This window comes from Hymenobacter sp. AT01-02 (assembly GCF_000961955.2).
Taxonomy (GTDB): domain Bacteria; phylum Bacteroidota; class Bacteroidia; order Cytophagales; family Hymenobacteraceae; genus Hymenobacter; species Hymenobacter mucosus.
Genome location: NZ_JZIR02000050.1, coordinates 1 through 21,996 on the forward strand (window position 1 = coordinate 1; position 21,996 = coordinate 21,996).

Genomic DNA, 21,996 nt, shown 5'->3' on the forward strand with positions numbered 1-21,996 from the left:
CATCAGCCAGCCCCGACCGGCCTTTTTTAGGTGGACTGGTACTAACCTAGGGCAGCTACGCCGGGCAGTTCCTTGCCTTCCATGTATTCCAGCAGGGCACCGCCACCTGTGCTGATGTAGGATACCTGTTCCGAGAAGCCCAACTGGTTGACAGCAGCGGCCGAGTCGCCGCCGCCGATGAGGCTGAAGGCTCCGGCTTGGGTGGCATCGGCAATAGCCTGGGCCACCGCTTCCGTGCCGGTAGCAAAGTTGCTCATCTCAAACACCCCCATCGGGCCATTCCACAGGATGGTTTTCGACTGACGCACGATGTCCGTAAAGGCTTTGGTTGACTCCGGGCCGAGGTCCAGACCCATCCAACCGGCCGGAATCTGACCGTTGGCAGCTACCTGCGTGGCTGCGTCGTTGGCAAATTTGTCGGCAATAACGCTGTCGGTAGGGAGCACCAGGTTTACGCCCTTGGCTTTGGCTTTCTCAATGAGTTGGAGGGCCAACTCTTGCTTGTCAGCCTCCAGGAGAGAATTGCCGATTTCGCCGCCCTGCGCTTTGGCGAAGGTATAAGCCATACCCCCACCAATGAGCAGATTGTCTACCTTGTCGAGCAGCTTTTCAATGATGAGTATCTTGTCCGAAATCTTGGCGCCGCCCATGATGGCGGTGAATGGGCGCTCGGCCTGTTCCAGCACCTTCTTGGCGTTGTCCAGCTCGCCTTTTAGCAGGTAGCCGCCTACGCGGTCCTCAGGGGCGAAAGAATCGGCAATAACGGCGGTGGAGGCGTGCTTGCGGTGCGCCGCTCCGAAGGCGTCATTCACGTACACGTTGCCGAGCTTGCTGAGCTTTTCTGCGAAGGCAGCATCACCTTTCTCTTCCTCGCCGTAGAAACGCACGTTTTCTACCAACAGCACCTGGCCAGCTTGCAACGCCTGCGCTTTTCCCTCGGCTTGCAGGGCATCATCGGCAAACTGCACTTCCTGGCCGTACTCCTGACCGAGGCGCGGCAAAATGTGCTTTAGAGAGTACTTTTCCTCAGGGCCACCCTTGGGCCGGCCCAGGTGCGAGAGGAGCACTACGGCGCCACCATCGGCCAAAATCTTCTTGATAGTGGGCGTAGCGGCCCGAATGCGCGTGTCGTCGGTGATGGTAAAGCTTTTATCGAGGGGCACGTTGAAATCCACGCGCACCACGCACGCTTGCCGGCGAAGTTGTACTGATCGAGGGTTTTCATGGAATGGAATTGGGGTTTGGGATGGGGCGAAGGTAAGAGTTTGGGGTAATGAAGTGATGCCGTAGCTGCGTATTGCGGCCGCTAGCAGCGTAGACATAGGGTACGGCAGTTTGTTATATGCTGGTCAGTTGGTGCTGGCATTACCCCATCACCTCCCGAAATACTACCTTTGCACTACCTATGAAAATTGGCATCTTCTTCGGCGGCCCGTCGCGTGAGCGGGAAATTTCCTTTGCGGGCGGCCGCACCGTATACGATAACCTGGACAAAGCCTTATTTGAGGCCGTGCCCGTATTTGTGGACAGCCGCGGCAACTTCATTCTGCTCGACTGGCACTACATCTATAAAGGCACCATCCGCGACTTCTATCCGCCCGTGTCGGCGCTGCCGCGCACGGAGCTGCCCGTGCAGATGTACCTGGAAAGCCTGGGCGACCTGAGCGTGGAGGACCAAGACCGCATTATTGCGGAAGTGGGCCGGCGCATTTTACCCCACGAGTTGCCCCAACTCATTGACTTTGCCTTCTTGGCCTTGCACGGGCCGGCGGGCGAGGACGGAGCTATTCAGGGCTTGCTGGAGTGGTATGGCGTGCCGTATTCCGGCTCCGGCATTCTGCCCTCGGCTTTCGGCATTGATAAAATTGCGCAGAAAAAGCTGCTTAAGGCCCTGGGCCGCCCTACCCCCGACTTCCGCCAAATTACGGCCGAAGAGTGGGACGCGGCTGACCCGCAGGCTACCCTCAGCTACCTGACGCGTGAGTTGGGCTTGCCGCTGGTATTTAAGGCCCCGCGCCAGGGGAGCAGCATTGGCGTTAGCATTCTGCGCGAAGCCGACGTAGCCAAATTTGCAGCCGCCATTGAGCGAAGCCTGTTCCGCAAAACGGTAACCCAGGCCGAATGGCAAGGCCTAGCCGAGCACAAGAAGATTGTGTGGCTGCAGCAGCTAGTAGACATCCGCGAGGGTATAGGCTTACCCGTCGTGCTCAACGACGAGCCCGAGCTGATTTACCAACCCGAGCAACTGCTCCGCACCCTGAACGAGCGACTCCAAACGGCGGAGGCCGTGCGCCTCACCAGCGTGGAAGGTGAAACCCAGGTGTTGGTAGAGAGCTTCGTACAGGGCCGCGAGTTTTCGTGCATTGTAGTGGAAGACCCCACCGGTCAGCCCCTAGCCCTGCCGCCCACCGAAATTGTGAAGGGTGAGGAGATGTTCGATTACCGCTCCAAGTACCTGCCGGGCCTTTCCCGTAAAGTTACGCCCATTGACTTGCCGGAGGCCGAAATTCAGCGTATTCGTGAAGCCTGTGAGGAAATGTTCCGCACCTTTGGTTTCCAAGTGTATGCCCGTCTCGACGGCTTCATTGGTCCCGACGGCCAGCTGTTTCTGAACGACCCCAACACGACGTCGGGTATGCTGCCGGCTTCATTTTTCTTCCATCAAGCGGCAGAAATTGGGCTTAACCCGTCGCAGTTCCTTACTTACCTGATTCGCACTTCCCTGGCCGCGCGGCGCCGCGCTGGCCTGCGCCCGGTGAAGCTGGCGGCGCTGCTTACGCAACTAGATGATGCCGTAGCTGCCCGCGCCAGCGAGGAGCGCCAGCGCACCAAGGTGGCCGTCATTATGGGTGGTTACTCTTCGGAGCGCCACATTTCGGTGGAAAGCGGCCGCAATATTTACGAGAAGCTGGCTTCCTCGGTGAAGTACGAGCCCGTACCTGTGTTCCTGACTGGCAACAGCCAGGAGTTCCGCCTCTACGTGCTACCTATCAACGTGATGCTCAAGGATAACGCCGACGACATTCGCGAAAAGGTAGAGCACCAGGAAGCGGGCCACAGCCTGCACCCCATTCTAGAGCGGATTCGCCACGAGGCTCAGGCTATCACCAGCACGTATGCCGGGCAGCCCACGGCCCAGCCCCGGCGCGTGACGTTTGAGGAGTTGGCGGGCATGGTCGATGAGGTGTTCATTGCCCTGCACGGTCGGCCGGGCGAGGACGGTGCGCTGCAACGAGAACTGGAATCGTACGGCCTGCCCTACAACGGCTCGGGCGTGGACAGCAGCTCTATTACCATCAACAAGTTTGAAACCAACCGCCGTCTGCGTGAGGCTGGCTTGCGCGTAGCGGAACACCGCATGGCCAACCGCCTGGAGTGGCAGGCCGATGCCGAAGGCTTCTACCGCAGCCTCGAAACCCAGTTCCCCTACCCTTTCATTGCTAAGCCCGCCGATGATGGCTGCTCGTCGGCAGTAAAGAAAATCAAGAACCGGGCGGAGCTGGAAGCTTTCACCCGCCTCATCTTCCGCGACCAGGAAAGCCTGATGCCCGCCGAGGCGACTACCCTGAGCTTGGGCTTCAAGGAAGAATTCCCGCAGAAGGATGCCTTCCTGGTAGAAACCCTCATTGACCGCGACGGAGCCGCTCACTTCCTGGAAGTGACGGGCGGCCTGCTCACGCACTGGGGCGACAATGGCGAACTGCAAATTGAGGTATTCGAGGCTTCCGAAGCTTTGGCTACCGGTGAGGTTCTGAGCTTGGAAGAGAAGTTTCTGGCGGGCGAAGGCAGAATATTACGCCGGCGCGCTACGCTGCCGACTTACAAGAGCGCCAGCGGATTTCGGAAGAAGTGAAGCGGGAACTGCGCCGCGTGGCCGAGGTGCTGAACATTCAGGGTTACGCTCGCATTGATGCTTTCGTGCGCGTGCGCCAGAACGGAGCCGTGGAGGTACTCATTATTGAGGTAAACTCCCTACCGGGCATGACGCCCGCTACGTGCATCTTCCACCAAACGGCCCTGGCCGGCTACACACCCTACGACTTTATCGACCAGATTCTGGAGTTTGGAAAGCAACGCAACGAGAAGGCAACGGTGCAAGGGTAATATTCCAGGGCCCTTCCTCCAAGGGGAAAGGGCCCTGGAAATAGGTAGCTGGTGTGTTTCTACTGCTGGTCTTTTACTTGCTCTGGGCCCTCCTACCGAGGCGGAGTACTAGCTTCTCGTATTCTAATCCCTAGTTTTGTCTTGGCTGGCGCGCCAGCTTCCAACCATTAGCTTTCCCTCAATGTCCTTCTTTAAATCCGATACGCCCGCTGACCTCGTTAAACACGTGGTAATCATTCTGGTGGCGGCGGCTGCGCTTGTGTTCGGGTTCTTCTACGTGTACTTGCCCATCACCACGAACCACGGCGAAACCATTGTGGTACCCAAGATTACGGGCATGAACCAGGGCGACCTGGAAGACTACCTGGACGAGCGGGACTTGGCCTTCTTCGTGGACGACAGCAGCTATTCGGCCAGCATCCGGCCGGGCACGGTACTGACCCAGGAGCCCCAGGCTGGCGAGAAGGTAAAGGAGGGCCGCAAAATCTACATTTCGGTGGCTATGAAGAACCCGCCGGTGATTAAGATGCCCAAGCTCACGGACGGCTCGGTGAAGAACGCCAGATGATTCTGAAAAGCTATGACCTAGTGATTGGACAAATCAAGCTAGTGCCTGATCTGCGCCAGAATGAGGTGCTGAAGCAGTTTGTGGGTGGCAAGGAAATCACGCCTGGTTCTGCCATTGCCAAGGGCACCAAGGTAGACTTAGAAGTAGGTGATGGCCTGGGCAACCAGGAATTCCCCGTGCCAAATCTAGTAAACATGCCAGTTGATGAAGCAACTACCCTGCTGGCAGGCCAAGGCTTGCAAGTAGGTGAAATCTTCTACCAGGAGCCCGAGGAAGGCCAAACGGATGGCACCGTAGTAAAGCAGCGCCCCGTGCCAGGCCCCGGCGCCACCATCCGCATGGGTCAGCTTGTAGACTTATGGGTGGCGGGCCAAGCCCCGGTGAAGGACGTGCAATAACGTTCTGCTCCGGCGCTTCTAACCTACTGTGAACCCGGTATCGAAGGTCCGCTGTATTGGCAGCGGACCTTTTTTCGTTGAGGAGAGTATAGTAGGTGGCTACCGCCGACCTGTGCCCTACCAAGTAGGCGTTTACTTTGGGGCACTGGAGCGCAGTGCCTTATTTTCTTCCGCTAAAACCATCCTTACGCGTATGAATCATCTATTACGCTTTGTGTTTGCTAGTGCTACTATGGGGCTAAGCTTGCTGTCTGGCGCCAGCTACGGCCAGTTGCTGCGGCCCCTGCCTGCGGCCCCAGTGCAGCCCGTAGAGACGCCGGTGGCCCGGCGCACGCAGGCGTTGGCGTTACCTTTCTTCGATGACTTCTCGGACCAGCGGGAAGGTAGCCCCACAATTGAGCGGTGGCAAGCAGCGGGCGGCACCCTGGTAAACAACCGCTTTCCACGGCGCCCACCGTCTCGCAATGCAGCCACCCTCGATGGCCTCAATGGCAGGGGCGCACCCTACAACAGCACGGCCTCCATTGGCAACACCGACTCGCTTATCTCGCAGCCCATTGATTTAAGCGGCCTTACCCCCGCCGACAACGTATTCCTGAGCTTTTACTGGCAGGCAGGTTCCATCTTCGGGCCGCCCTTTAGCGCCAGCACGTCGCGGGCGATTGGGCTGTACGTTGACTTTAAGGACGAAGCGGGCAACTGGACCCAGGTGTGGGGGCTGCGCAGCCAGGGCGACACCAGCATCTTCCGCTTTAAGGCGCTGCCCGTCAACCAAGCAGCTTACTTGCACGGCTCCTTTCAGTTTCGGATTCGCACCATTGGGAGCCAGTATAACTCCCGCGACGCATGGAGTATAGACTACGTACGCCTGGACCGCAACCGCACCGCAACCGACTCAACCTTCCGCGACATTGCAACCAGCCGGGCCTTGCCCAGCGCCCTTAAGCGGTACGCGGCTATGCCGTGGCAGCAATTCAACCTGAATCCCACCCAGGAGCTAAACGACCAAGCAGGTACCACAGCCAATAACCTAGACCCGGGCCCCGCTCCTACCCCCATTACCTGGACGGGTACGCTAGAAGTGCTGCCTGGCGGCCCTACCCGGCAGTATCTCACGGGGGGCGCTTCCTTATCGGCGGGGCTGGAGGGACGACAAGTGCCCGTGCGAGGCGATATTCGGCTGGGCGCACCTGGCAACCTGCCTGCGGCCCGGCAGCTGCGGCAGCGCGTCACGCTGATCACCAACGAAACCAACCCGCTCACGCTACGCAACGATACGATTTCGCGCGTCACTGAACTAGCTGACTATTACGCTTACGACGACGGTACGCCCGAAGCCAGCATCAGCTTGCCCATCAGCTCTGGTGGTCCTCAAACCTACTACGCGACCCGCTTTGATTTGAACGGCGCTGACTTCGTGCGGGCCATTCTCATTTACCCCTTTCCTACATCGGCGGGCCGCACCATCACCGTCAACATTTGGGATGACAACAATGGTAGCCCGGCCGCTTCCCCCAAAGCCAGCAAAAGCACTCAGATAACGGCGGCCCAGGCAGCAGCTCAGCAGTTTGTCGAGGTACGCTTCGACGCTCCTGTTGCCGTGGGTACGCGCTTTTACGCTGGTTACGGGCAGGGTTCATCCACGCAGTTTGTGGAGTTTGGAGTAGACCTCAACAACGCCTCGCCCGCGGGAGCCTTTTTCCTGAACACGGCCAATGCGTGGGGCCCTGTATCGTTGGTGCAGGCAGGCACGGCCGGGGCCGTAATGCTGCGCCCCGTGATGGGCAATACCGTTACGACGGCTACTGCACCAGCTGCCGTAGCTGCTTACTACAGCCTTTACCCCAACCCCACTACCGATGGCCACGTGCAGGTAGAAGGCCGCTACTCTCACGCCTTGGTGCTCGATGCCCTGGGGCGCACGGTTTGGGAACAGCCCGTTGCGCAGGCCGGACAAGCAACGCTGGATCTAGGGCAGTTGCCCGCCGGCGTGTACTTAGTACGCCTCCTCCTACCCGATGGTCTTACTGTAACCAAGCGCCTCGTACGCCAGCAGTAAGCAGGCCGCCCGGCTCTGCTTTCGGGGCTTCCCGCTATGTTTGTGCTTCCACACCCTTTTACACAACATTCATGAACGACATCACCACGGCTGAACTGAAAGAACGCCAAGCAAATGGCACTGCCCCCGTTATCATTGACGTGCGCGAAACCTGGGAAAACGAAGAAGCCCGCATTGCTGGCAGCCAAAACATTCCGTTGGGAGAACTACCCAGCAAGCTTGACGATTTGGAAGACTTGAAGGAGCAGGAAGTGGTAGTGCACTGCAAAGGTGGTGGCCGGTCGGCTTCGGCCAAGGCGTACCTCACGCAGCAAGGCTTTCAGAACGTGCGCAACCTCATAGGTGGCATGCAGGCGTATCAGCAAGGGTAACACTGCCCAGGCTTTTTGGGCCTGCGCCGCACAATAGAGCGAGTAACTTGGGCAGCGTAAGCTACCTAGGTTGCTCGCTCTTCTTATAATGCATAGCTCTGTATTTTGCTGAAGCATGCCTAGCGCCTAACTGCCAAAGGTGAAGGAAGCTGTGGTACCGAATCCCACTAACTTAGAGGGACAAGCAATGCAAGAGGCTGAACTGCGCGGCAGAGTAAGGCCATCTGCTAAACCAGCGAATAATTTTTATCTGATAATCAGCCTATTGAACAATTTTACAAAATTTAATTGCGCACAATCAAACCTGACACAACTATACTGCGTTACTTTGCACAACCAGCATGACACATACCATTCCCTCAACCGCCGTGAACCCGCTGCTGCAACTGGAAAATCAGTTGTGCTTTCCGCTCTATGCGCTTTCGCGCATGATTACGAAAGCCTACCAGCCCCTACTTCAGGAGCTAGATCTGACGTATCCGCAGTACCTCGTATTTCTGCTGTTGTGGGAGCACCAGGAGCTAACGGTAAAAGAGCTGGGCGATAAACTGCTGCTGGATTCCGGTACGCTTACGCCCCTGCTTAAGCGCCTGGAGCAAAAGCACTGGATTACACGCCGCCGTGACCCACGCGATGAGCGGTCGGTGATTATTGGGCTGCTACCGGCGGGCCAGGCCCTGCAAGCCCGGGCGTGCCAGCTCCCCGAGCAGATTTTTGCTAAGCTTAACATGCCCCAGGCCGATTTTGAGGCCTTGCGGACGCAACTACATACGCTACTTACCCAGCTGGCCTAGGCCGCGCTGTTCTTTCACTTTCTTTTATCCCCTCTTTCTCATGAAAATCGAGAAAATTTTCACCGCTCAGGCAAAGGCCAAAGGTGGCCGCGACGGCCACATCACTACTGCCAACAACGTGCTGGACGTTGAGCTGAGCACGCCCAAGGAAATGGGTGGCCCAGGCAAAGCTGGTGCGACTAACCCCGAGCAACTATTTGCCGCTGGCTATGCTGCCTGCTTTGAGGGCGCTCTGGGCGTAGCTGCTCGCCAAGCTAAAGTAAAGCTGGAAGGAGTGACCGTAGAAGCATTCATTGGTTTCGGCAAGGCAGAAGACGGGGGCTACGGCATTTCAGCTGACCTGCACGTAAACATTCCCGGCGTAGAACAAGCGCAAGCCGAGCAACTGGTGGAGGCCGCCCACGGCATTTGCCCCTACTCGCGCGCTACTAAGGGCAACATTGATGTGACCCTCAATACCACGACTAACGCCGCTTAGTACGCGCGCTGCTCTTCCTCTCCTTCGGCCGGTTAGATCACCAGTGCAGAGAGAAAAGCATCTATCGTACCACCAGAATTCTGTCATTCTGAGCTGAGTTGTAGGACCTTCTTGCCGGTGAGCGGTTATCATCTCTCCTAAGCGCAAGAGCCTGCTAGCCGCTTAGAATGACAGTTTTCTTTTTACCTGCCTACCCTATGCAAAACAAAACCATCCTGCTCGCTAGTCGCCCAACCGGCACGCCTTCGGCGGAGAACTTCCGCTTTGAAACCACAGAAACGCTTCCGCTCACCGCTGACCACGTACTGCTAAAAACGCGGTATGTCTCCGTTGACCCCTACATGCGGGGGCGCATGAACGAAGGCAAATCGTACGTAGCCCCCTTCGAGGTAGGCCAGCCTATTGCGGGGGGCGTGGTGGCAGAAGTTGTAGAAAGCCAGCTTGATACCCTACCCATAGGCAGTCTGGTTGTAGGCAATTTGCCTTGGCAGCAGTACATACTATCAGACGGCAAAGGCCTCCAGCAGATTCCGACGGACCAGGCGCCACCTAGCTACTATTTGGGCTTACTTGGCATGCCGGGGCTAACTGCCTATTTCGGTCTACTCGACATTTGCCAGCCCAAGCCCGGCGAAACGGTTGTTGTATCTGGTGCGGCTGGTGCAGTGGGCCTCGTAGTAGGGCAGCTTGCCAAAATTAAAGGGGCCCGCGTAATTGGCACGGCCGGCTCCGACGAGAAGGTGGCCTACCTCAAGCAGTTGGGCTTCGATGAGGCCATTAACTACAAAACGGCCAACATCCCGGAGGCTCTAGCCGCCGCCGCGCCCAACGGAGTAGATTGCTACTTCGACAACGTGGGCGGCGCCATCACGGATGCCGTGTACGACCTACTCAACAAACACGCGCGCATTGCTCTTTGCGGTCAGATTTCAAGCTACAACGACGCCCAAGCTCCTGTAGGGCCACGCCCCGAAGGCAAGCTGCTCAAGACTAGCACAAAGCTGCAAGGATTTATTGTGAGCGACTACTATACGCAGTGGCCCGAAGGTACTCGCCAACTTACGGAGTGGTACCAACAAGGCAAGCTACAATTCGAGGAAACCGTAACCGAAGGCTTCGACCAGATTCCGACGGCTTTCCTTGGCCTGTTTAAAGGCGAAAACACCGGTAAAGCGATTGTAAAAGTTGCCTAACAGCCGAACTCTCTGCTGCGGACTAGGCCTGCACCTATAACCTTGTCATCAACGGTTTAATAGGTTTAAACTCGCTTGCTACAGCGGACGTACACCCTTCTTCCCATGACCAATCAAGCCGATGTGGTTTGCGTAGCCGCCGAATGGCGCACGCAGCCCGAACATGCCGAAACCGTGCGCCAGCTGATGCAGCAAGCTGCGGCCGCGGTGCGCGCCAACGAGCCTGGCAACCTACAGTACGTAGGCCACCAGGACCCCAAAGATCCGACGCACTTCCTGTTCTATGAGCAGTATGCCAACCAGGCGGCCCTGGAAGCGCATGTGGCCTCTGCCCATTACAAAGAACTGGTAGCAACTCAAATTGTGCCCTTGCTTACTGAGCGCAAGGTGACGCTCTACAAACTTTTGGCGTAGGGGCCCTTCTTTTTCGCCCTCCTTATACCCACCTCAACCTCTCCTACCATGCGTATTCTATTGGTGCTGACTTCTCATGATCAGCTCGGCAACACGGGCAAGAAAACCGGCTTCTGGCTGGAAGAATTTGCTGCTCCGTACTATGTATTTAAAGAGGCTGGCGCCACCCTTACCCTGGCTTCTCCTAAAGGCGGCCAACCACCCCTGGACCCCAAAAGCGACGACCCCAGCGCCCAAACGGAAGCTACCCTACGCTTCAAGCAGGACGCGGAGGCCCAGCAGGCCCTTGCTACTACCGTTGCGCTCAACACCATTGCAGTAGCCGACTACGACGCCGTGTTTTACCCCGGTGGCCACGGTCCGCTCTGGGACCTAGCCGAGGACCCTACCTCTATTGCCTTGCTTGAAGAGATGTACGCTGCCGGCAAGCCCGTGGCGGCCGTGTGCCACGCGCCCGGAGTTCTGCGCCACGTGAAGGCTCCCGATGGTTCTTTACTCGTGAAAGGCAAATCCGTAACCGGCTTTACCAACACCGAAGAGGACGCCGTACAGCTCTCCGACATTGTGCCCTTTCTGGTAGAAGATGAACTGAAAAATGCCGGCGGCATCTACTCCAAAGTAGCCGACTGGCAACCCTATGTGGTACGGACCGATAACCTCATTACCGGCCAAAACCCCGCTTCTTCGGAGCCTGCCGCCGAGGAGCTGCTTAAGCTACTACGCAAGTAGGCCCCGCGTTTCGTAACACAAGCGCCCTGGTTACTCTCCAAGTGAGAGTAGCCGGGGCGCTTGTGTTGGTACCTAGGCCTAGCTGACAAGCTCCGTATCTCTGGCTAGGCTTTTCTACTGCTGGGGTGCTGAGCTGGCGGCGTCTAGTGGGCGGTTTCGGCCAAAGAACAGAGCATAGAACCCCAGAATACGGCGCTTTTCCACCAGAAAAAACAGGATGGTACACAGCACGGTGGTAGCCATAATAACCGCAAACGTGATGGTCTGGATGGCCGGGCCACTGGGTACACCGCGCTGAGAAGGCAGGGTAGCTAGCACAGCGGCCCCGAGTCCCTTGGGAATCATCACGCTCATAAAGGCCATGTCGAACTGGGGGGTACGCAGGTCGGTGGTGGCGAGTACCACGGGAATGCGCACCAGAAACAGCAGCACCGTCATGCCCACACCCAGGGCAATAAGCTGCCAGTTATCCAGTACGATGGACATGCCCACGTACACAAAGAAGAAGGTGCGCAACAGGAATACGATTTCCGCGAAGAAGTCTTTTTCCATGGCCGTTAGCTCCACGTGCTCGGTAGGCTGGGGCAAGAAGCGGCCCAGCCCCCAGGGCCGCAGCAGCGCCACATTGCCGAGGGTAATGCTGAAGAACAGCACCGCAATGGGGCCACTAAACTGCATCATCTCTACCAAGCCGTACAGGATAAACACAAAGGCCGGCGTGGAAAACCGCGTCTTGAGCAGCGTAGGCACCCGGTTCAGCAGCACCGACCATAGGTAGCCTGTTGCGATACCCGCGAGAATGGCAACTATCAGGGAAGAGAGAATCTGGGTGAACAGGGTGGCTACGTTGAACGAGGAGCCGGTGTAAAAGCTGATTAAGGCAATGGGCACGGCTAGCGTAAACACGTCGCTCAGGGCCGACTCCATCACCAGGGTAGTAGAAGTTTGCGGTAGGATATCCACCTTACGAGCCAGCGTGGTAACCACCGCCGAAGACGTGCCTCCCAGAATGCTGCCCAGAATGAAGGAACTCAAGAAATCTAGTCCGCCGAAGATCTGCGCCAGGATTGCCACTAGCAGCGTCGTCACAATGAAGTTGAGCGTGGTAAGCCCCAGGGTGCCGCGAAATGCCGACCGAAGCTGCTCAAAGCGCACTTCCAGCCCACTTTCAAAGAGAATGAAGACCAGCACTACGTTGGAAAACACGCGCCCCGCCTGCCCAAACGCCGCAGGATTTATGAGATGGAAAACCGGTCCTAACAGGATTCCTACCAGCAGCAACCCCACCACGTCGGGGATTCTGGTACGGTCGAATAGTTGGGCCAGGTAATGACCCAGAAAGATTAGAAAACCAATGAGAATAATGAGAATGGGTGTAGTCATGCGTAGCGGACGAAGCCGAGTAAACAAGCCCGTAAAAGAAGGGCAGGCAAGACCATGCCTAGGGTAAAACTACTCATTCAGGCGGGGGTAGCCGCACCCCTACCCAATAGTGGAGCAGTTTAAGCAACACTTCTTCCTGGCATTGTGCTACAAGCTCAACTGTCCAACTCTTGCTTTTATCCGCGCACTTTGGTTCGCTTTTCAGCTCTTCACTACCCGGTGTTTGCTACCCCAGCCGGCCATCGGCCGCGTAGCGCAGCTCACCCAAGTCTACTAGTTCTCGCAGCAGCCCGGTAACGGCTTGCGCCTGCCCTGGCGCAAACTGCGTGAGCACCTCCCGGGGTGTTTGAGGTGTTGCCTTTACTAGTTGCAGCACTTGCTCCCGCAGTTCCGGTACCGGGGCCGCCTCCTGCCGGGCTTTTTTCTGCGCCAGGCAGTAGTCGCACACATTGCAGGCAGGCGCATCCAGTTCCCCAAAGTATTCGAGCAGCAGTTGCTGGCGGCAGCGCCCTCCCGCCGCGTACCGAATCACCGACTCGGTTTTGTGGCTGGCCAGTTCGCGGGCCTGGGTAAGACGCTTTTGATCCAGGGGTAGCTTGTCGGCATCGAAGCGGGGAGTAGTGAACAAGGCCTGCGGTGACTCGTGCTTGGGCTGATACTGGATGATGCCGGACCGGTGCAGGAACACGAGCATCTTGCGCACATCTACCACACTCAGGCGCAGATGTTGGGCTAGGCTGTTTTCCGAAATCCGCTGGAAGCCCGCAAACAACTCTCCCCCATTGAAGCGTAGCAGACTCTTGATGAGTTGATCGTGCTGGGCGTTGGCAACCTGAAAGCGGTACAGGTCGGTGTGGTCGATGGGGATGTGGACGCGGGCGGGGTTATTGACCGCCTCATTCAGCTGCACAAATCCTTCTCGCTCTAAGGTGCGCAAACTATTATGGGCATCTAGGGCCTTAATGCGGTAGGTTTCGGCAAATTGCTGAAGGTCGAAATCAAAGGCAACTAACTCGCCGCCGCCCAGGGCAGTGCGGGAAAAATTGGCCAGGGCCTGATACACACGGCGCACGGTATCGAGGGGCGGGTGGGCCTGCTGGGTGCGGCGGCGCAGCTCGTCGGCATCGTTGGGCCCTTGCAGTAGCACCGCAAAGGCGTACTTCTCGTCGCGGCCCGCGCGGCCTGCTTCCTGATAGTACGCCTCCAAGTTGTCGGGGGCGTCGAGGTGAACTACCAAGCGCACGTCGGGCTTGTCAATACCCATCCCGAAGGCATTGGTGGCTACTATGCAGCGCGTTTTGTTTTGCATCCAGTCCTGCTGAGTGCGGGTGCGCTGCTCACTGGGCAAGCCGGCATGGTAGGGAGCCGCCCCTACCCCTTGTTGCCGCAGATACGTAGCCGCTTCCTCCGTTTGGCGGCGCGTGCGCGCATACACAATGCTAGTTTTGTCAACCCCTACCCCGCGCACTACCTCTAGGAGGCGCTTGAGCTTGTCTTCGGTACTCAGCACAGAGTAAGACAGATTGGGCCGCGCAAAGCTCTGCTGAAATACCTGGTACGAGGGGCCAAATTGCAGCTTCTCCACAATGTCGGCGCGCACCTGCTCGGTGGCCGTAGCCGTAAGGGCAATGCAGGGCACGCCGGGCAGCAGCTCCCGCAGTTCCTGAATACGCAGGTAGGGCGGGCGAAAATCATAGCCCCACTGGGATAGGCAGTGGGCCTCGTCAATAGCCAGCAAGCGGACCTTCATTTTAGCCACTCGGGCCCGGAATATATCCGTCAGCAGGCGCTCAGGACTCACGTACAGGAATTTCACTGGCCCGTACACGCAATTGTCCAGGGTCTGGTCGATTTCCTGGTGGCTCATGCCCGCGTACACAGCTTCGGCCCTGATACCACGCTTACGCAGGTTTTCAACCTGGTCCTTCATCAGCGCAATCAGGGGCGAGACAACTAGGCATAAACCGTCCCGCGCCAGCGCGGGCACCTGAAAACAAATGCTCTTGCCGCCGCCCGTTGGTAGCAGTGCCAGCGTATCCTGCCCCGCCAGTACCGCCCGGATAATATCCTCTTGCAGCGGGCGAAACTGAGTGTGCCCCCAGGTTTGGCGCAGCACGTGCAAAATATCGTCGGTAGCAGGTAACAAGGCAGTGCGCAAGATATGAGGACTACGAAGGTAACGCCGCCTTAGCGTAAACCGCAACCGACAGGACTACTACTATGCCGCCTGCCTCCGCTACGGTTGTGCTACAAGTCAGACTCAGCCATTAAAAGCCGCGGCAGGGTACTGTGTTGAATTTTGTAAGTGCTCGGTACTGTGTGTGCCTCATCTGAATAGAAATAAATCAAGGTTATCTAGTTTTATATTTATTAACTCATCTATATATTGTTGTCCAGCTTACCCTGCTTAGGTGCTGTTTTGCAGGTGTATTGCTAGTTCCGCACTCCTTTTCTTTTCCACAACCTGGTCACCCGTAGCCCATGAGTCTACAGCTGCTTACTGAAACGTCGGCTATTTCCATCTATCTCGATGTGGACAACCAGTGGCTCTATGCTGACTGGCACGGACATCTTACCCTAGCGCGGGCTCAAAAGTGCTGCACTACCTTGGCTTACTACGTTTTACAGGGACAATACACGAAAATTATCAACGACAACACCAATGTACTGAGTATGAGTGCCGAGGTGTCATCGTGGTTAGCCAACGAGTATTTGCCCTATGTGGCAGTGGGTGGCATTAAGTTTATTGCTTGGGTGAACTCCCCGAGCATGAGTGCTCAGTGCTACACCGATATAGCATTAGGTAATTTAGCATCGCCTGTTGTGGTGCGCTTCACTGACACGGCTACGGCCTGTAGCTGGTTGCAAGGCGCCCAGTTTCATTCGCCCAACTCCATAGGTGCTCCCGTACAAAACACCCACCAACTGGTAGAGCTACTGCAAGAACACCGCACTACAGCGCCCCTGGCCGAAGCCTCAAAGCTCGGCTTACGGGGGGGTCTGTGTATGGGCAGAACAGAAGAAATGACAGACAATAAAAAAGCCTGACTTCAATAGAAGTCAGGCTTTCATTACCAGTAAGCGCAGTAACCTTAGGCCGCCGCCGATTGACCGTTCTCACGATCATCAATAGCTTTCTTAAGCTTGGCAATGGCTTGCGTAGCGCGCTCCTCGTCCAAACGGTTGATGTTTAACAGCATCTTAGTTTTCTCTGGGCGCGTGATGACCGGATGGTTCAGCAAGCGAATGATTTCTTCTTTCTGCGAAGCCGAAGCGTAGGATGGAGCAGGAGACTCTGCTACTACCGCTACGGGCTCAGCAGGCACTGCTTTCATAGCAGCCGGAGCTTCGGCCGCTGCCGGGGCTGGAGTAGCAGCTGGTGCTACCGTCATGGCAGGCTGAACGGTGGGCGTGTTGCCACCATACTCCATCTCCTCAGCTGGAGTAGCTCGTAACCCGCCGCCCGGATAATCCAAGCCAAGATATTACGGTATGCTTTGCCAATGGCACGCGTCTGCGCCATGCTCATAATGGCAAACTCCTGGTAGAACTTCTTGCCCTGCTCTTTATTGGAACAGATTGCGAAGCCCGCACCTACCGTGTGGCCCGACTTCATGTCGAACAGGGTCACCTTGGCCTGGTACTTAATTTCTTGCTCCGTCGAAACGTTGATGACATGATCCACGATGGGCACAATACCTAGGCGCGAACCAGCGTACTGCCAGCCTTCCACGTTTACGAACTCTTTGCCCTGCACCGTAGTGCTGAGCTTGTTGTCTTTGATGAATTTAGCAAGGTCCGTCGCCAAGTGCAGCGTCTCGTCGGAGCGCGAGATGTCAAAGCTCTCCACTTTAGTCTTACGAACCGGCTCTTTGATGTTCTTAGTTGCTTCGCTCATGGCGTCTTTCCTTTATGTCCTGTAGTACCGTTTGGTGTTCTGTGAGTATAACCTTTGCAGCAGCTAAAAGGTGCAAAAATCGTATATTTTTTATGTATTTTTTATTTTTGAAAATCAGATACTTATAAAACACATTTCCAAAAATATTAGTCACCCAACGATTTTGGAATTCAGGCCTGAATTTCTTCTAAAACGCGTAAGACCCGCCCATAGTTCGGGCAAAAAAGAACCCACTGGCTTGTTTCCGGAAAACAAGCCAGTGGGTTTCGCTAAGCGGTTCTGGTCAAGAAGAACGCGCTACCATGGTCAAACTATAAAGCGTATCTAAGCATGGCCCAGATACGCTTTATACGTGCTACGGAAGATTTTGTTTAGCTGTTTGCCACTATACCCAGCGCAACAGCGCCTGTAGCATTCTACCCTTCCCAGATGTTGCCATCCTTCATTGTAATCTTACGGTCGGCCATTTCGGCTAGCTGATCGTTGTGGGTCACGATGACGAACGTTTGCCCCAGCTCTTTGCGCAATAGGAAGAAGATTTGGTGCAGTTCCTGCGCGTTCTGGGAGTCAAGGTTACCGCTCGGCTCATCAGCAAAGATGATTTCGGGGGAGTTGATAAGGGCGCGGGCCACGGCGGTGCGCTGTTGCTCGCCCCCGCTCATTTCGGAAGGCTTGTGGTCGGCCCGGCGCTCTAGGTTCAACATGCCGAGTAATTCGCGGGCGCGCACCCGAGTTTCCTTTTCCGAGCGCCCCGCGAGGTAGGCTGGCAGGCACACATTTTCAAGGGCTGTAAACTCAGGCAGCAGGTTGTGAAACTGGAAAATAAAGCCAATATGGCGGTTACGAAAGCGGGCCAAATCGGAGCGGCCCAGGGAGCTGACCGACTCTCCATCGAAAAGCACCTCCCCGGAATCAGGATTATCTAGGGTGCCGAGGATATGCAGCAACGTGCTTTTGCCGGCGCCCGACGAGCCCACAATGCTCACAATTTCTGACTTCTCAATCGTCAGGTCGATGCCCTTGAGGACTTCCAGCGTGTTATATTTCTTGCGGACGTTAATGGCTTGCAGCAAAATCGAAACAGATAAAGTGAGCTGGCTACGGGAAACAAATCTACGCAATGTCGGCCGTTGCGGTAGTGCTGGCCGCTCAGAAACCTCATCCCCTGCTCCTACTAGTTGTACGCAGGCAGAAACAGGCTCCTCGCTTCACAACTAGAAACATGCTGCCTCAACTGCGTGGGGTAGTAGCGCGCTTTTCCGGTACAACTACTACCTTTCTTCCACCATGCTACCTGCCATGTTCGTCCCCCGTCCTGCTAGTTACCCTGTGCTATGGTTGTTACTAGTGGTAGCAGTAGCGGCTGGCAGCCGGTACTGGCAGTACCGAAGCCGGCTACTCCGCGGCACCGCCAGCGCCACTACCCAGCCAACCCTGGCGGTGCCCCGGGCAGAGCGAATGCGAGGCGTGAACTGGGTAGCCGCCGATTCCCTATCCGCTCAGGATATGGAGCCGCTAGTGCAGGCCCACGTGACGTGGATTGCCCAAACTCCTTTCGGCTGGCAGCCCGATGCTGCCAAGCCCGAAATCCGAGTGCGTACCGCATCCAACGGCCGCGGGTTCTGGGGCGAGGGCGACCAGGGGCTGCTTCGTACGGCCCAGTGGGCCCGGCAGCGCGGGATTCGTACGCTACTGAAACCGCATTTGTGGCTGCGCACCGGTGGCACTTGGCCCGGCGACGTGCGCATGACCAGCAGCGCCGACTGGCAGGCGTGGTTTGTCAGCTACTCCGCGTTCATGCTACACTATGCGGCTCTAGCTGAGCAAGGCCACATGGAGGCGCTGTGCATTGGGACGGAGCTAGAACACGCCAGCACGGAGCACGAGACCGAATGGCGCGAACTGATTCGCCAGATTCGGGCGGTGTACCATGGCCCCCTCACGTACGCGGCTAACTGGAGCGGAGAGTTTGAGAAGATCCGCTTCTGGGACGCGCTCGATTTTATCGGCGTGCAGGCCTACTTTCCCCTCAGCACTACCAACCACCCCGATAAACAAGCCCTACTAAAGGCCTGGGCTGAACCTCGCCGCCGCTTAGAAGCCGTGCAGCGGCGCTACCACAAGCCCATCGTTTTTACGGAAGTTGGGTACAAAACCACGCCCGACGCCGCCATTGAACCCTGGAAGTGGCCCGACCGCACCGCGCTACCGGCTACCCCCGACGAGGCTACGCAAGCGGCCTGCTACGCTGCTATGTTCGAAACTTTCTGGCCCCGACCCTGGCTGCAAGGCGTATTTGTGTGGAAGTGGTACCCGGGGTTGCAGGCAGATGGCTCCGCGCGGCGCATCTTGACTTCACCCCCCAGCACAAGCCAGCAGAGCGTATTATGGCGGAGTGGTTTGGCAAATAATAGCCCTTTGAACTAATGCAAACGGGCCCTTTCAGCCTCGCTAACTCCTAAATGTGGCTCTCACTAAGCCTGCCAAACAGCAAAAACTAGGGTACCGAAACTAGAAACCAAAAACTCACAACTCATTTCTGCCTACTTTCGCGCTCAGTACATATACCACCCCCGAAACCCCTCTTAACTGACCTCTATGAACATTCACGAGTATCAGGGCAAAGAAATTCTGAAGCGCTACGGCGTGCGCGTACAGGAAGGCATCGTGGCCGACACGGCTGAGGAGGCCGTAGAAGCGGCGAAGAAGCTGACCGAAGATACCGGCACCAGCTGGCACGTGATTAAAGCCCAGATTCACGCCGGCGGACGCGGCAAAGGGGGCGGGGTGAAACTCGCCAAAAACCTGGAGCAGGTGAAAGACATTGCTGGCCAGATCATTGGCATGCAGCTCGTAACCAAGCAAACGGGTGCCGAAGGCCGCAAGGTGCATAAGGTGCTAGTAGCTCAGGACGTGTACTACCCCGGCGAGTCGGAAACCAAGGAATTCTACATGAGCGTGCTGCTGGACCGCACTACCGGCAAAAACGTAATCATCTATACCACCGAGGGTGGCATGGACATCGAAGAGGTGGCCGAAGCTCATCCCGACAAAATTCACCGGGAGCACATTGACCCCCGCGTGGGGTTGCGCCCCTTCCAGGCGGCTAAGATTGCCTTCAACCTGGGTCTGACGGGCCCCGCCCAGAAGGAAATGGTGAAGTTTGTATCGGCCCTGTACAAAGCGTACGACGAAACCGACTCCAGCATGTTCGAAATCAACCCCGTGTTGAAAACTTCGGACAACAAGATTCTGGCCGTTGACGCCAAAGTGACGCTGGACGAAAACGCCCTCTACCGCCACAAGGAGTTTGTAGAGCTGCGCGATACGAACGAGGAAGACCCACTGGAAGTAGAAGCTTCGGCCTCGAACCTGAACTACGTGAAACTCGACGGCAACGTGGGCTGCATGGTAAACGGTGCGGGTCTGGCTATGGCTACCATGGACATCATCAAGCTGTCGGGTGGTGAGCCTGCCAACTTCCTCGACGTAGGAGGTGGAGCCAACGCTCAGACCGTGGAAGCTGGCTTCCGTATCATCCTGAAGGACCCGAACGTGAAGGCTATTCTCATCAACATCTTTGGTGGCATCGTGCGTTGCGACCGGGTAGCAAACGGTGTGGTAGAAGCCTACAAGAACATCGGCGACATTAAGGTGCCCATCATTGTGCGCTTGCAGGGTACTAACGCCGAAGAAGGCGCCCGTATCATTGACGAGAGCGGCCTGAAAGTGTATTCGGCTGTGCTGCTGAAGGATGCCGCTCAGAAAGTAAAAGAAGTGCTAGCTGCCCAAGGCGCTTAGTAGTTTTTTTGTAGCTTGGAAGGCCCGTCTAGTCTACTAGGCGGGCCTTTTATTGTTTCGGCCAACCTGTTGGCTTACTGCTCCGTTAAGATCCGCTCACCACACCTACTTGTATGGAAAGAAATACCTATACTCTTTCCCTGCTGACTGCAGGTTTTTTGTTGGTAGTTCAAAGTCTCGCACAGCCACTAGCACTCCAGGCGGCCGACAATCCGGTAACGTACGTTACCGCCCCCGACCCAATTCCTTATACGTTTCAGTATAGCCCACCTAGTACGGCGTACCTCACCCGCCTGCGGGAGATGTACGGACTGGAGGCAGTAATAGCTTCTGAAACAACCGATTTGGGCCGGGCACGGGCCTTGTGCCAGTGGGTGCATCACCGCCTCGACCACGATGGCCATAAGCAGTTTAAGTCGCAGGATGCCTTTGCCATCCTGAACGCATCCATGCTAGGCCAGCAGGTACAGTGTGTGGAGTTTGGCCTAGTGCTCACGGCTGCTTTCAACGCCGTCGGCATTCCAGCCCGGCCGCTTTATCTAAAAGCCGCTGATGTGCAAACGCGTACTTCGGCCGCTGGCCATGCACTTACCGAAGCTTGGCTGCCTGATCAAGGCAAGTGGGTTATGTCGATAGCCAAGCTGACATCATCCCGATGCTGGGCAAAACCCCGCTCAACGCCGTGGAATTGCAACAAGCAATTCTTCGCAACGATGAGCAGCTCGCGGTGCTAACCTCCACCGATGCCAAGGCCAAACCGTACTTTAAATGGGTTGACCAATACCTGTTTTATTTCGATACGGTGATGGACAACCGCTATGGCGTGCGTTCGGCCCGCACTGGCCTGATGCTAGTGCCCGTTGCTGCCCATAAGCCCGTCATTTTTCAGCGCACGGAGGCCATCCACAATATGCACTATACTAACTCCGTCACGACGTTCTACTCCCCTCCTACCGGAACTGATTGGATGCTAGCCGAACGAGAAACGCGTTAACTCGATACCCCACAGAAAAGGGCAGCGCACTCTATTGTGCGCTGCCCTTTTCTGTGGGATGTAGTAGCTAAAGTATGCTACCCTACAGTGCTATTGTACGCCGCCTTTTTCGGCTACGCCAGCATTTTCTTCGGCGTCTACTGGAATGACTTCGCCCTGCACGCGTAGTTCTACTTCCATGTTGCCACGCGTTCCTACTGAGTAAGGGCAAATTTTGTGTGCCTGACGAACCATATCAATGGTCTTTTCTCGGTCAAAGGCCTTCAGATCTACGTCTAGGATTGCCGACAGGCCATACCCCTCGCCTTCCTGGAACAAGGAAACCGAGCACTTCACTTCCGTTTGTGGGTCCAGCTTATCCCCAGCACGCTGAGCAATTACGAGCAGAGCTTGTTGAAAGCAGGATGAATAGCCCGCTGCGAAAAGTTCCTCTGGGTTGGTAGCGCCCTTCTTGCCGCCTAGCCCTTCAGGTACCGACATGTCGAGGTCGATGATGCCAGTTGCGGAACGAACGTGGCCACTCCGGCCACCTATAGCCGTAGCATCAGCAGTATACAGGGTCTTTTTTTCGGTGCTTGCCATAGAAATTTGGGTTCAGGGAAAGTTTGTAGGTATGCTAACTGGTCTGAGCCGTGGAAGGTTACTTGAAGTGAGTATAGGATTTTGCAGAAAAACCCGCTACGCGTTTGGCAGCAGGACATTTTCTCTCTAGTTTTGCCCTTCATTACTGGGTCGCGTAGTACAACGGATAGTATAGGAGTCTCCGAAGCTCTTGATCCAGGTTCGATTCCTGGCGCGACCACTCAAAAGCC

At 56.4% G+C, this 21,996-nt stretch carries 22 protein-coding genes, 1 tRNA gene and 1 pseudogene; 17 read left to right on the forward strand and 7 right to left on the reverse strand.

What is annotated here, in order from left to right; all coding sequences use genetic code 11:
- Window positions 1-41: 41 nt before the first annotated feature.
- Window positions 42-1,225 (reverse strand): annotated as a pseudogene (locus VI25_RS15245) (phosphoglycerate kinase).
- Between the two features lie 180 nt (window positions 1,226-1,405).
- On the opposite strand from VI25_RS15245, the gene VI25_RS15250 reads away from it, so the two are divergent.
- From VI25_RS15250 to VI25_RS15290, 11 genes are all read left to right on the forward strand, one after another.
- Window positions 1,406-3,853, forward strand: coding sequence for a D-alanine--D-alanine ligase (locus VI25_RS15250; RefSeq protein WP_316934340.1), 2,448 nt, complete (start codon window positions 1,406-1,408; stop codon window positions 3,851-3,853).
- Window positions 3,850-4,104: a hypothetical protein gene (locus tag VI25_RS28560; protein ID WP_316934341.1), complete on the forward strand. Its 255-nt coding sequence runs from the start codon at window positions 3,850-3,852 to the stop codon at window positions 4,102-4,104. The genes VI25_RS15250 and VI25_RS28560 overlap by 4 nt, the downstream gene beginning before the upstream one ends.
- 181 nt (window positions 4,105-4,285) lie before the next feature.
- A complete protein-coding gene (locus tag VI25_RS27035) occupies window positions 4,286-4,672 on the forward strand; it encodes a PASTA domain-containing protein (RefSeq protein WP_236705074.1) in 387 nt (128 codons plus the stop codon).
- Complete coding sequence (locus tag VI25_RS27040) at window positions 4,669-5,070, forward strand: PASTA domain-containing protein (RefSeq protein ID WP_236705075.1); 402 nt, start codon at window positions 4,669-4,671, stop codon at window positions 5,068-5,070. Before VI25_RS27035 ends, VI25_RS27040 begins: the two co-directional genes overlap by 4 nt.
- Before the next feature lie 193 nt (window positions 5,071-5,263).
- Window positions 5,264-7,129: a T9SS type A sorting domain-containing protein gene (locus tag VI25_RS15260; protein WP_152981650.1), complete on the forward strand. Its 1,866-nt coding sequence runs from the start codon at window positions 5,264-5,266 to the stop codon at window positions 7,127-7,129.
- Window positions 7,130-7,200: 71 nt separating this feature from the next.
- Window positions 7,201-7,500 (forward strand): rhodanese-like domain-containing protein, encoded by a 300-nt coding sequence (locus tag VI25_RS15265; protein ID WP_045687971.1) that lies wholly within the window; start codon window positions 7,201-7,203, stop codon window positions 7,498-7,500.
- Between the two features lie 341 nt (window positions 7,501-7,841).
- Window positions 7,842-8,294, forward strand: coding sequence for a MarR family winged helix-turn-helix transcriptional regulator (locus VI25_RS15270; protein ID WP_045687970.1), 453 nt, complete (start codon window positions 7,842-7,844; stop codon window positions 8,292-8,294).
- A gap of 40 nt (window positions 8,295-8,334) precedes the next feature.
- Window positions 8,335-8,772 carry an organic hydroperoxide resistance protein gene (locus VI25_RS15275; protein ID WP_173664796.1) on the forward strand — a complete coding sequence of 146 codons (438 nt, stop codon included), beginning with the start codon at window positions 8,335-8,337 and terminating at the stop codon, window positions 8,770-8,772.
- Window positions 8,773-8,969: 197 nt separating this feature from the next.
- Entirely contained in the window at window positions 8,970-9,965 is a 996-nt protein-coding gene (locus VI25_RS15280; protein ID WP_045687969.1) for an NADP-dependent oxidoreductase, read from the forward strand.
- Between the two features lie 105 nt (window positions 9,966-10,070).
- Complete coding sequence (locus tag VI25_RS15285; RefSeq protein ID WP_052695108.1) at window positions 10,071-10,379, forward strand: putative quinol monooxygenase; 309 nt, start codon at window positions 10,071-10,073, stop codon at window positions 10,377-10,379.
- Window positions 10,380-10,427: 48 nt separating this feature from the next.
- Window positions 10,428-11,108, forward strand: a complete 681-nt coding sequence (locus tag VI25_RS15290) for a type 1 glutamine amidotransferase domain-containing protein (protein ID WP_045687968.1) — start codon at window positions 10,428-10,430, stop codon at window positions 11,106-11,108.
- A 114-nt stretch (window positions 11,109-11,222) separates the two neighbouring features.
- On the opposite strand, the gene VI25_RS15295 is transcribed toward VI25_RS15290, so the two are convergent.
- Window positions 11,223-12,491: a cation:proton antiporter gene (locus VI25_RS15295; RefSeq protein WP_045687967.1), complete on the reverse strand. Its 1,269-nt coding sequence runs from the start codon at window positions 12,489-12,491 to the stop codon at window positions 11,223-11,225.
- A 226-nt stretch (window positions 12,492-12,717) separates the two neighbouring features.
- Window positions 12,718-14,649, reverse strand: coding sequence for an ATP-dependent DNA helicase RecQ (locus VI25_RS15300; protein WP_236705076.1), 1,932 nt, complete (start codon window positions 14,647-14,649; stop codon window positions 12,718-12,720).
- A 323-nt stretch (window positions 14,650-14,972) separates the two neighbouring features.
- Here VI25_RS15300 and VI25_RS15305 point away from each other — a divergent pair, with 323 nt between their 5' ends.
- The gene (locus VI25_RS15305; protein WP_045687966.1) at window positions 14,973-15,539 is read left to right on the forward strand and encodes a hypothetical protein; all 567 of its coding nucleotides are present in this window, start codon (window positions 14,973-14,975) and stop codon (window positions 15,537-15,539) included.
- A 44-nt stretch (window positions 15,540-15,583) separates the two neighbouring features.
- Here the strand turns inward: VI25_RS15305 and VI25_RS27045 are convergent, their stop codons facing one another.
- From VI25_RS27045 to VI25_RS15315, 3 genes are all read right to left on the reverse strand, one after another.
- The gene (locus tag VI25_RS27045; RefSeq protein ID WP_236705077.1) at window positions 15,584-15,883 is read right to left on the reverse strand and encodes a hypothetical protein; all 300 of its coding nucleotides are present in this window, start codon (window positions 15,881-15,883) and stop codon (window positions 15,584-15,586) included.
- The gene (locus tag VI25_RS27050) at window positions 15,880-16,389 is read right to left on the reverse strand and encodes a hypothetical protein (protein WP_236705078.1); all 510 of its coding nucleotides are present in this window, start codon (window positions 16,387-16,389) and stop codon (window positions 15,880-15,882) included. The genes VI25_RS27045 and VI25_RS27050 overlap by 4 nt, the downstream gene beginning before the upstream one ends.
- 416 nt (window positions 16,390-16,805) lie before the next feature.
- A complete protein-coding gene (locus VI25_RS15315; RefSeq protein WP_110979954.1) occupies window positions 16,806-17,462 on the reverse strand; it encodes an ABC transporter ATP-binding protein in 657 nt (218 codons plus the stop codon).
- Between the two features lie 226 nt (window positions 17,463-17,688).
- Here VI25_RS15315 and VI25_RS15320 point away from each other — a divergent pair, with 226 nt between their 5' ends.
- From VI25_RS15320 to VI25_RS15335, 4 genes are all read left to right on the forward strand, one after another.
- A complete protein-coding gene (locus tag VI25_RS15320; RefSeq protein WP_161806955.1) occupies window positions 17,689-18,816 on the forward strand; it encodes a glycoside hydrolase family 113 in 1,128 nt (375 codons plus the stop codon).
- Between the two features lie 171 nt (window positions 18,817-18,987).
- Entirely contained in the window at window positions 18,988-20,190 is a 1,203-nt protein-coding gene (gene sucC, locus VI25_RS15325) for an ADP-forming succinate--CoA ligase subunit beta (RefSeq protein WP_045687964.1), read from the forward strand.
- Window positions 20,191-20,303: 113 nt separating this feature from the next.
- On the forward strand, window positions 20,304-20,924 hold the full coding sequence (locus tag VI25_RS15330; protein WP_045687963.1) for a transglutaminase-like domain-containing protein: 621 nt from the start codon (window positions 20,304-20,306) through the stop codon (window positions 20,922-20,924).
- Complete coding sequence (locus VI25_RS15335) at window positions 20,873-21,184, forward strand: hypothetical protein (protein WP_152981651.1); 312 nt, start codon at window positions 20,873-20,875, stop codon at window positions 21,182-21,184. The genes VI25_RS15330 and VI25_RS15335 overlap by 52 nt, the downstream gene beginning before the upstream one ends.
- Window positions 21,185-21,274: 90 nt before the next feature.
- On the opposite strand, the gene VI25_RS15340 is transcribed toward VI25_RS15335, so the two are convergent.
- A complete protein-coding gene (locus VI25_RS15340) occupies window positions 21,275-21,766 on the reverse strand; it encodes an organic hydroperoxide resistance protein (protein ID WP_045687961.1) in 492 nt (163 codons plus the stop codon).
- 148 nt (window positions 21,767-21,914) lie between these two features.
- Between VI25_RS15340 and VI25_RS15345 the strand changes: the two genes are divergently transcribed.
- Window positions 21,915-21,986 (forward strand) — tRNA-Arg (locus tag VI25_RS15345).
- Window positions 21,987-21,996 lie beyond the last annotated feature (10 nt).

Bases quoted from the DNA above. Each gene is read 5' to 3' on its own strand.
- VI25_RS15250 (WP_316934340.1), top strand. From the start codon at position 1,406: ATGAAAATTGGCATCTTCTTCGGCGGCCCGTCGCGTGAGCGGGAAATT.
- VI25_RS27035 (WP_236705074.1), top strand. From the start codon at position 4,286: ATGTCCTTCTTTAAATCCGATACGCCCGCTGACCTCGTTAAACACGTG.
- VI25_RS27040 (WP_236705075.1), top strand. From the start codon at position 4,669: ATGATTCTGAAAAGCTATGACCTAGTGATTGGACAAATCAAGCTAGTG.
- VI25_RS15260 (WP_152981650.1), top strand. From the start codon at position 5,264: ATGAATCATCTATTACGCTTTGTGTTTGCTAGTGCTACTATGGGGCTA.
- VI25_RS15265 (WP_045687971.1), top strand. From the start codon at position 7,201: ATGAACGACATCACCACGGCTGAACTGAAAGAACGCCAAGCAAATGGC.
- VI25_RS15270 (WP_045687970.1), top strand. From the start codon at position 7,842: ATGACACATACCATTCCCTCAACCGCCGTGAACCCGCTGCTGCAACTG.
- VI25_RS15275 (WP_173664796.1), top strand. From the start codon at position 8,335: ATGAAAATCGAGAAAATTTTCACCGCTCAGGCAAAGGCCAAAGGTGGC.
- VI25_RS15280 (WP_045687969.1), top strand. From the start codon at position 8,970: ATGCAAAACAAAACCATCCTGCTCGCTAGTCGCCCAACCGGCACGCCT.
- VI25_RS15285 (WP_052695108.1), top strand. From the start codon at position 10,071: ATGACCAATCAAGCCGATGTGGTTTGCGTAGCCGCCGAATGGCGCACG.
- VI25_RS15290 (WP_045687968.1), top strand. From the start codon at position 10,428: ATGCGTATTCTATTGGTGCTGACTTCTCATGATCAGCTCGGCAACACG.
- VI25_RS15295 (WP_045687967.1), bottom strand. From the start codon at position 12,491: ATGACTACACCCATTCTCATTATTCTCATTGGTTTTCTAATCTTTCTG.
- VI25_RS15305 (WP_045687966.1), top strand. From the start codon at position 14,973: ATGAGTCTACAGCTGCTTACTGAAACGTCGGCTATTTCCATCTATCTC.
- VI25_RS27045 (WP_236705077.1), bottom strand. From the start codon at position 15,883: ATGACGGTAGCACCAGCTGCTACTCCAGCCCCGGCAGCGGCCGAAGCT.
- VI25_RS27050 (WP_236705078.1), bottom strand. From the start codon at position 16,389: ATGAGCGAAGCAACTAAGAACATCAAAGAGCCGGTTCGTAAGACTAAA.
- VI25_RS15320 (WP_161806955.1), top strand. From the start codon at position 17,689: ATGTTCGTCCCCCGTCCTGCTAGTTACCCTGTGCTATGGTTGTTACTA.
- sucC (WP_045687964.1), top strand. From the start codon at position 18,988: ATGAACATTCACGAGTATCAGGGCAAAGAAATTCTGAAGCGCTACGGC.
- VI25_RS15330 (WP_045687963.1), top strand. From the start codon at position 20,304: ATGGAAAGAAATACCTATACTCTTTCCCTGCTGACTGCAGGTTTTTTG.
- VI25_RS15340 (WP_045687961.1), bottom strand. From the start codon at position 21,766: ATGGCAAGCACCGAAAAAAAGACCCTGTATACTGCTGATGCTACGGCT.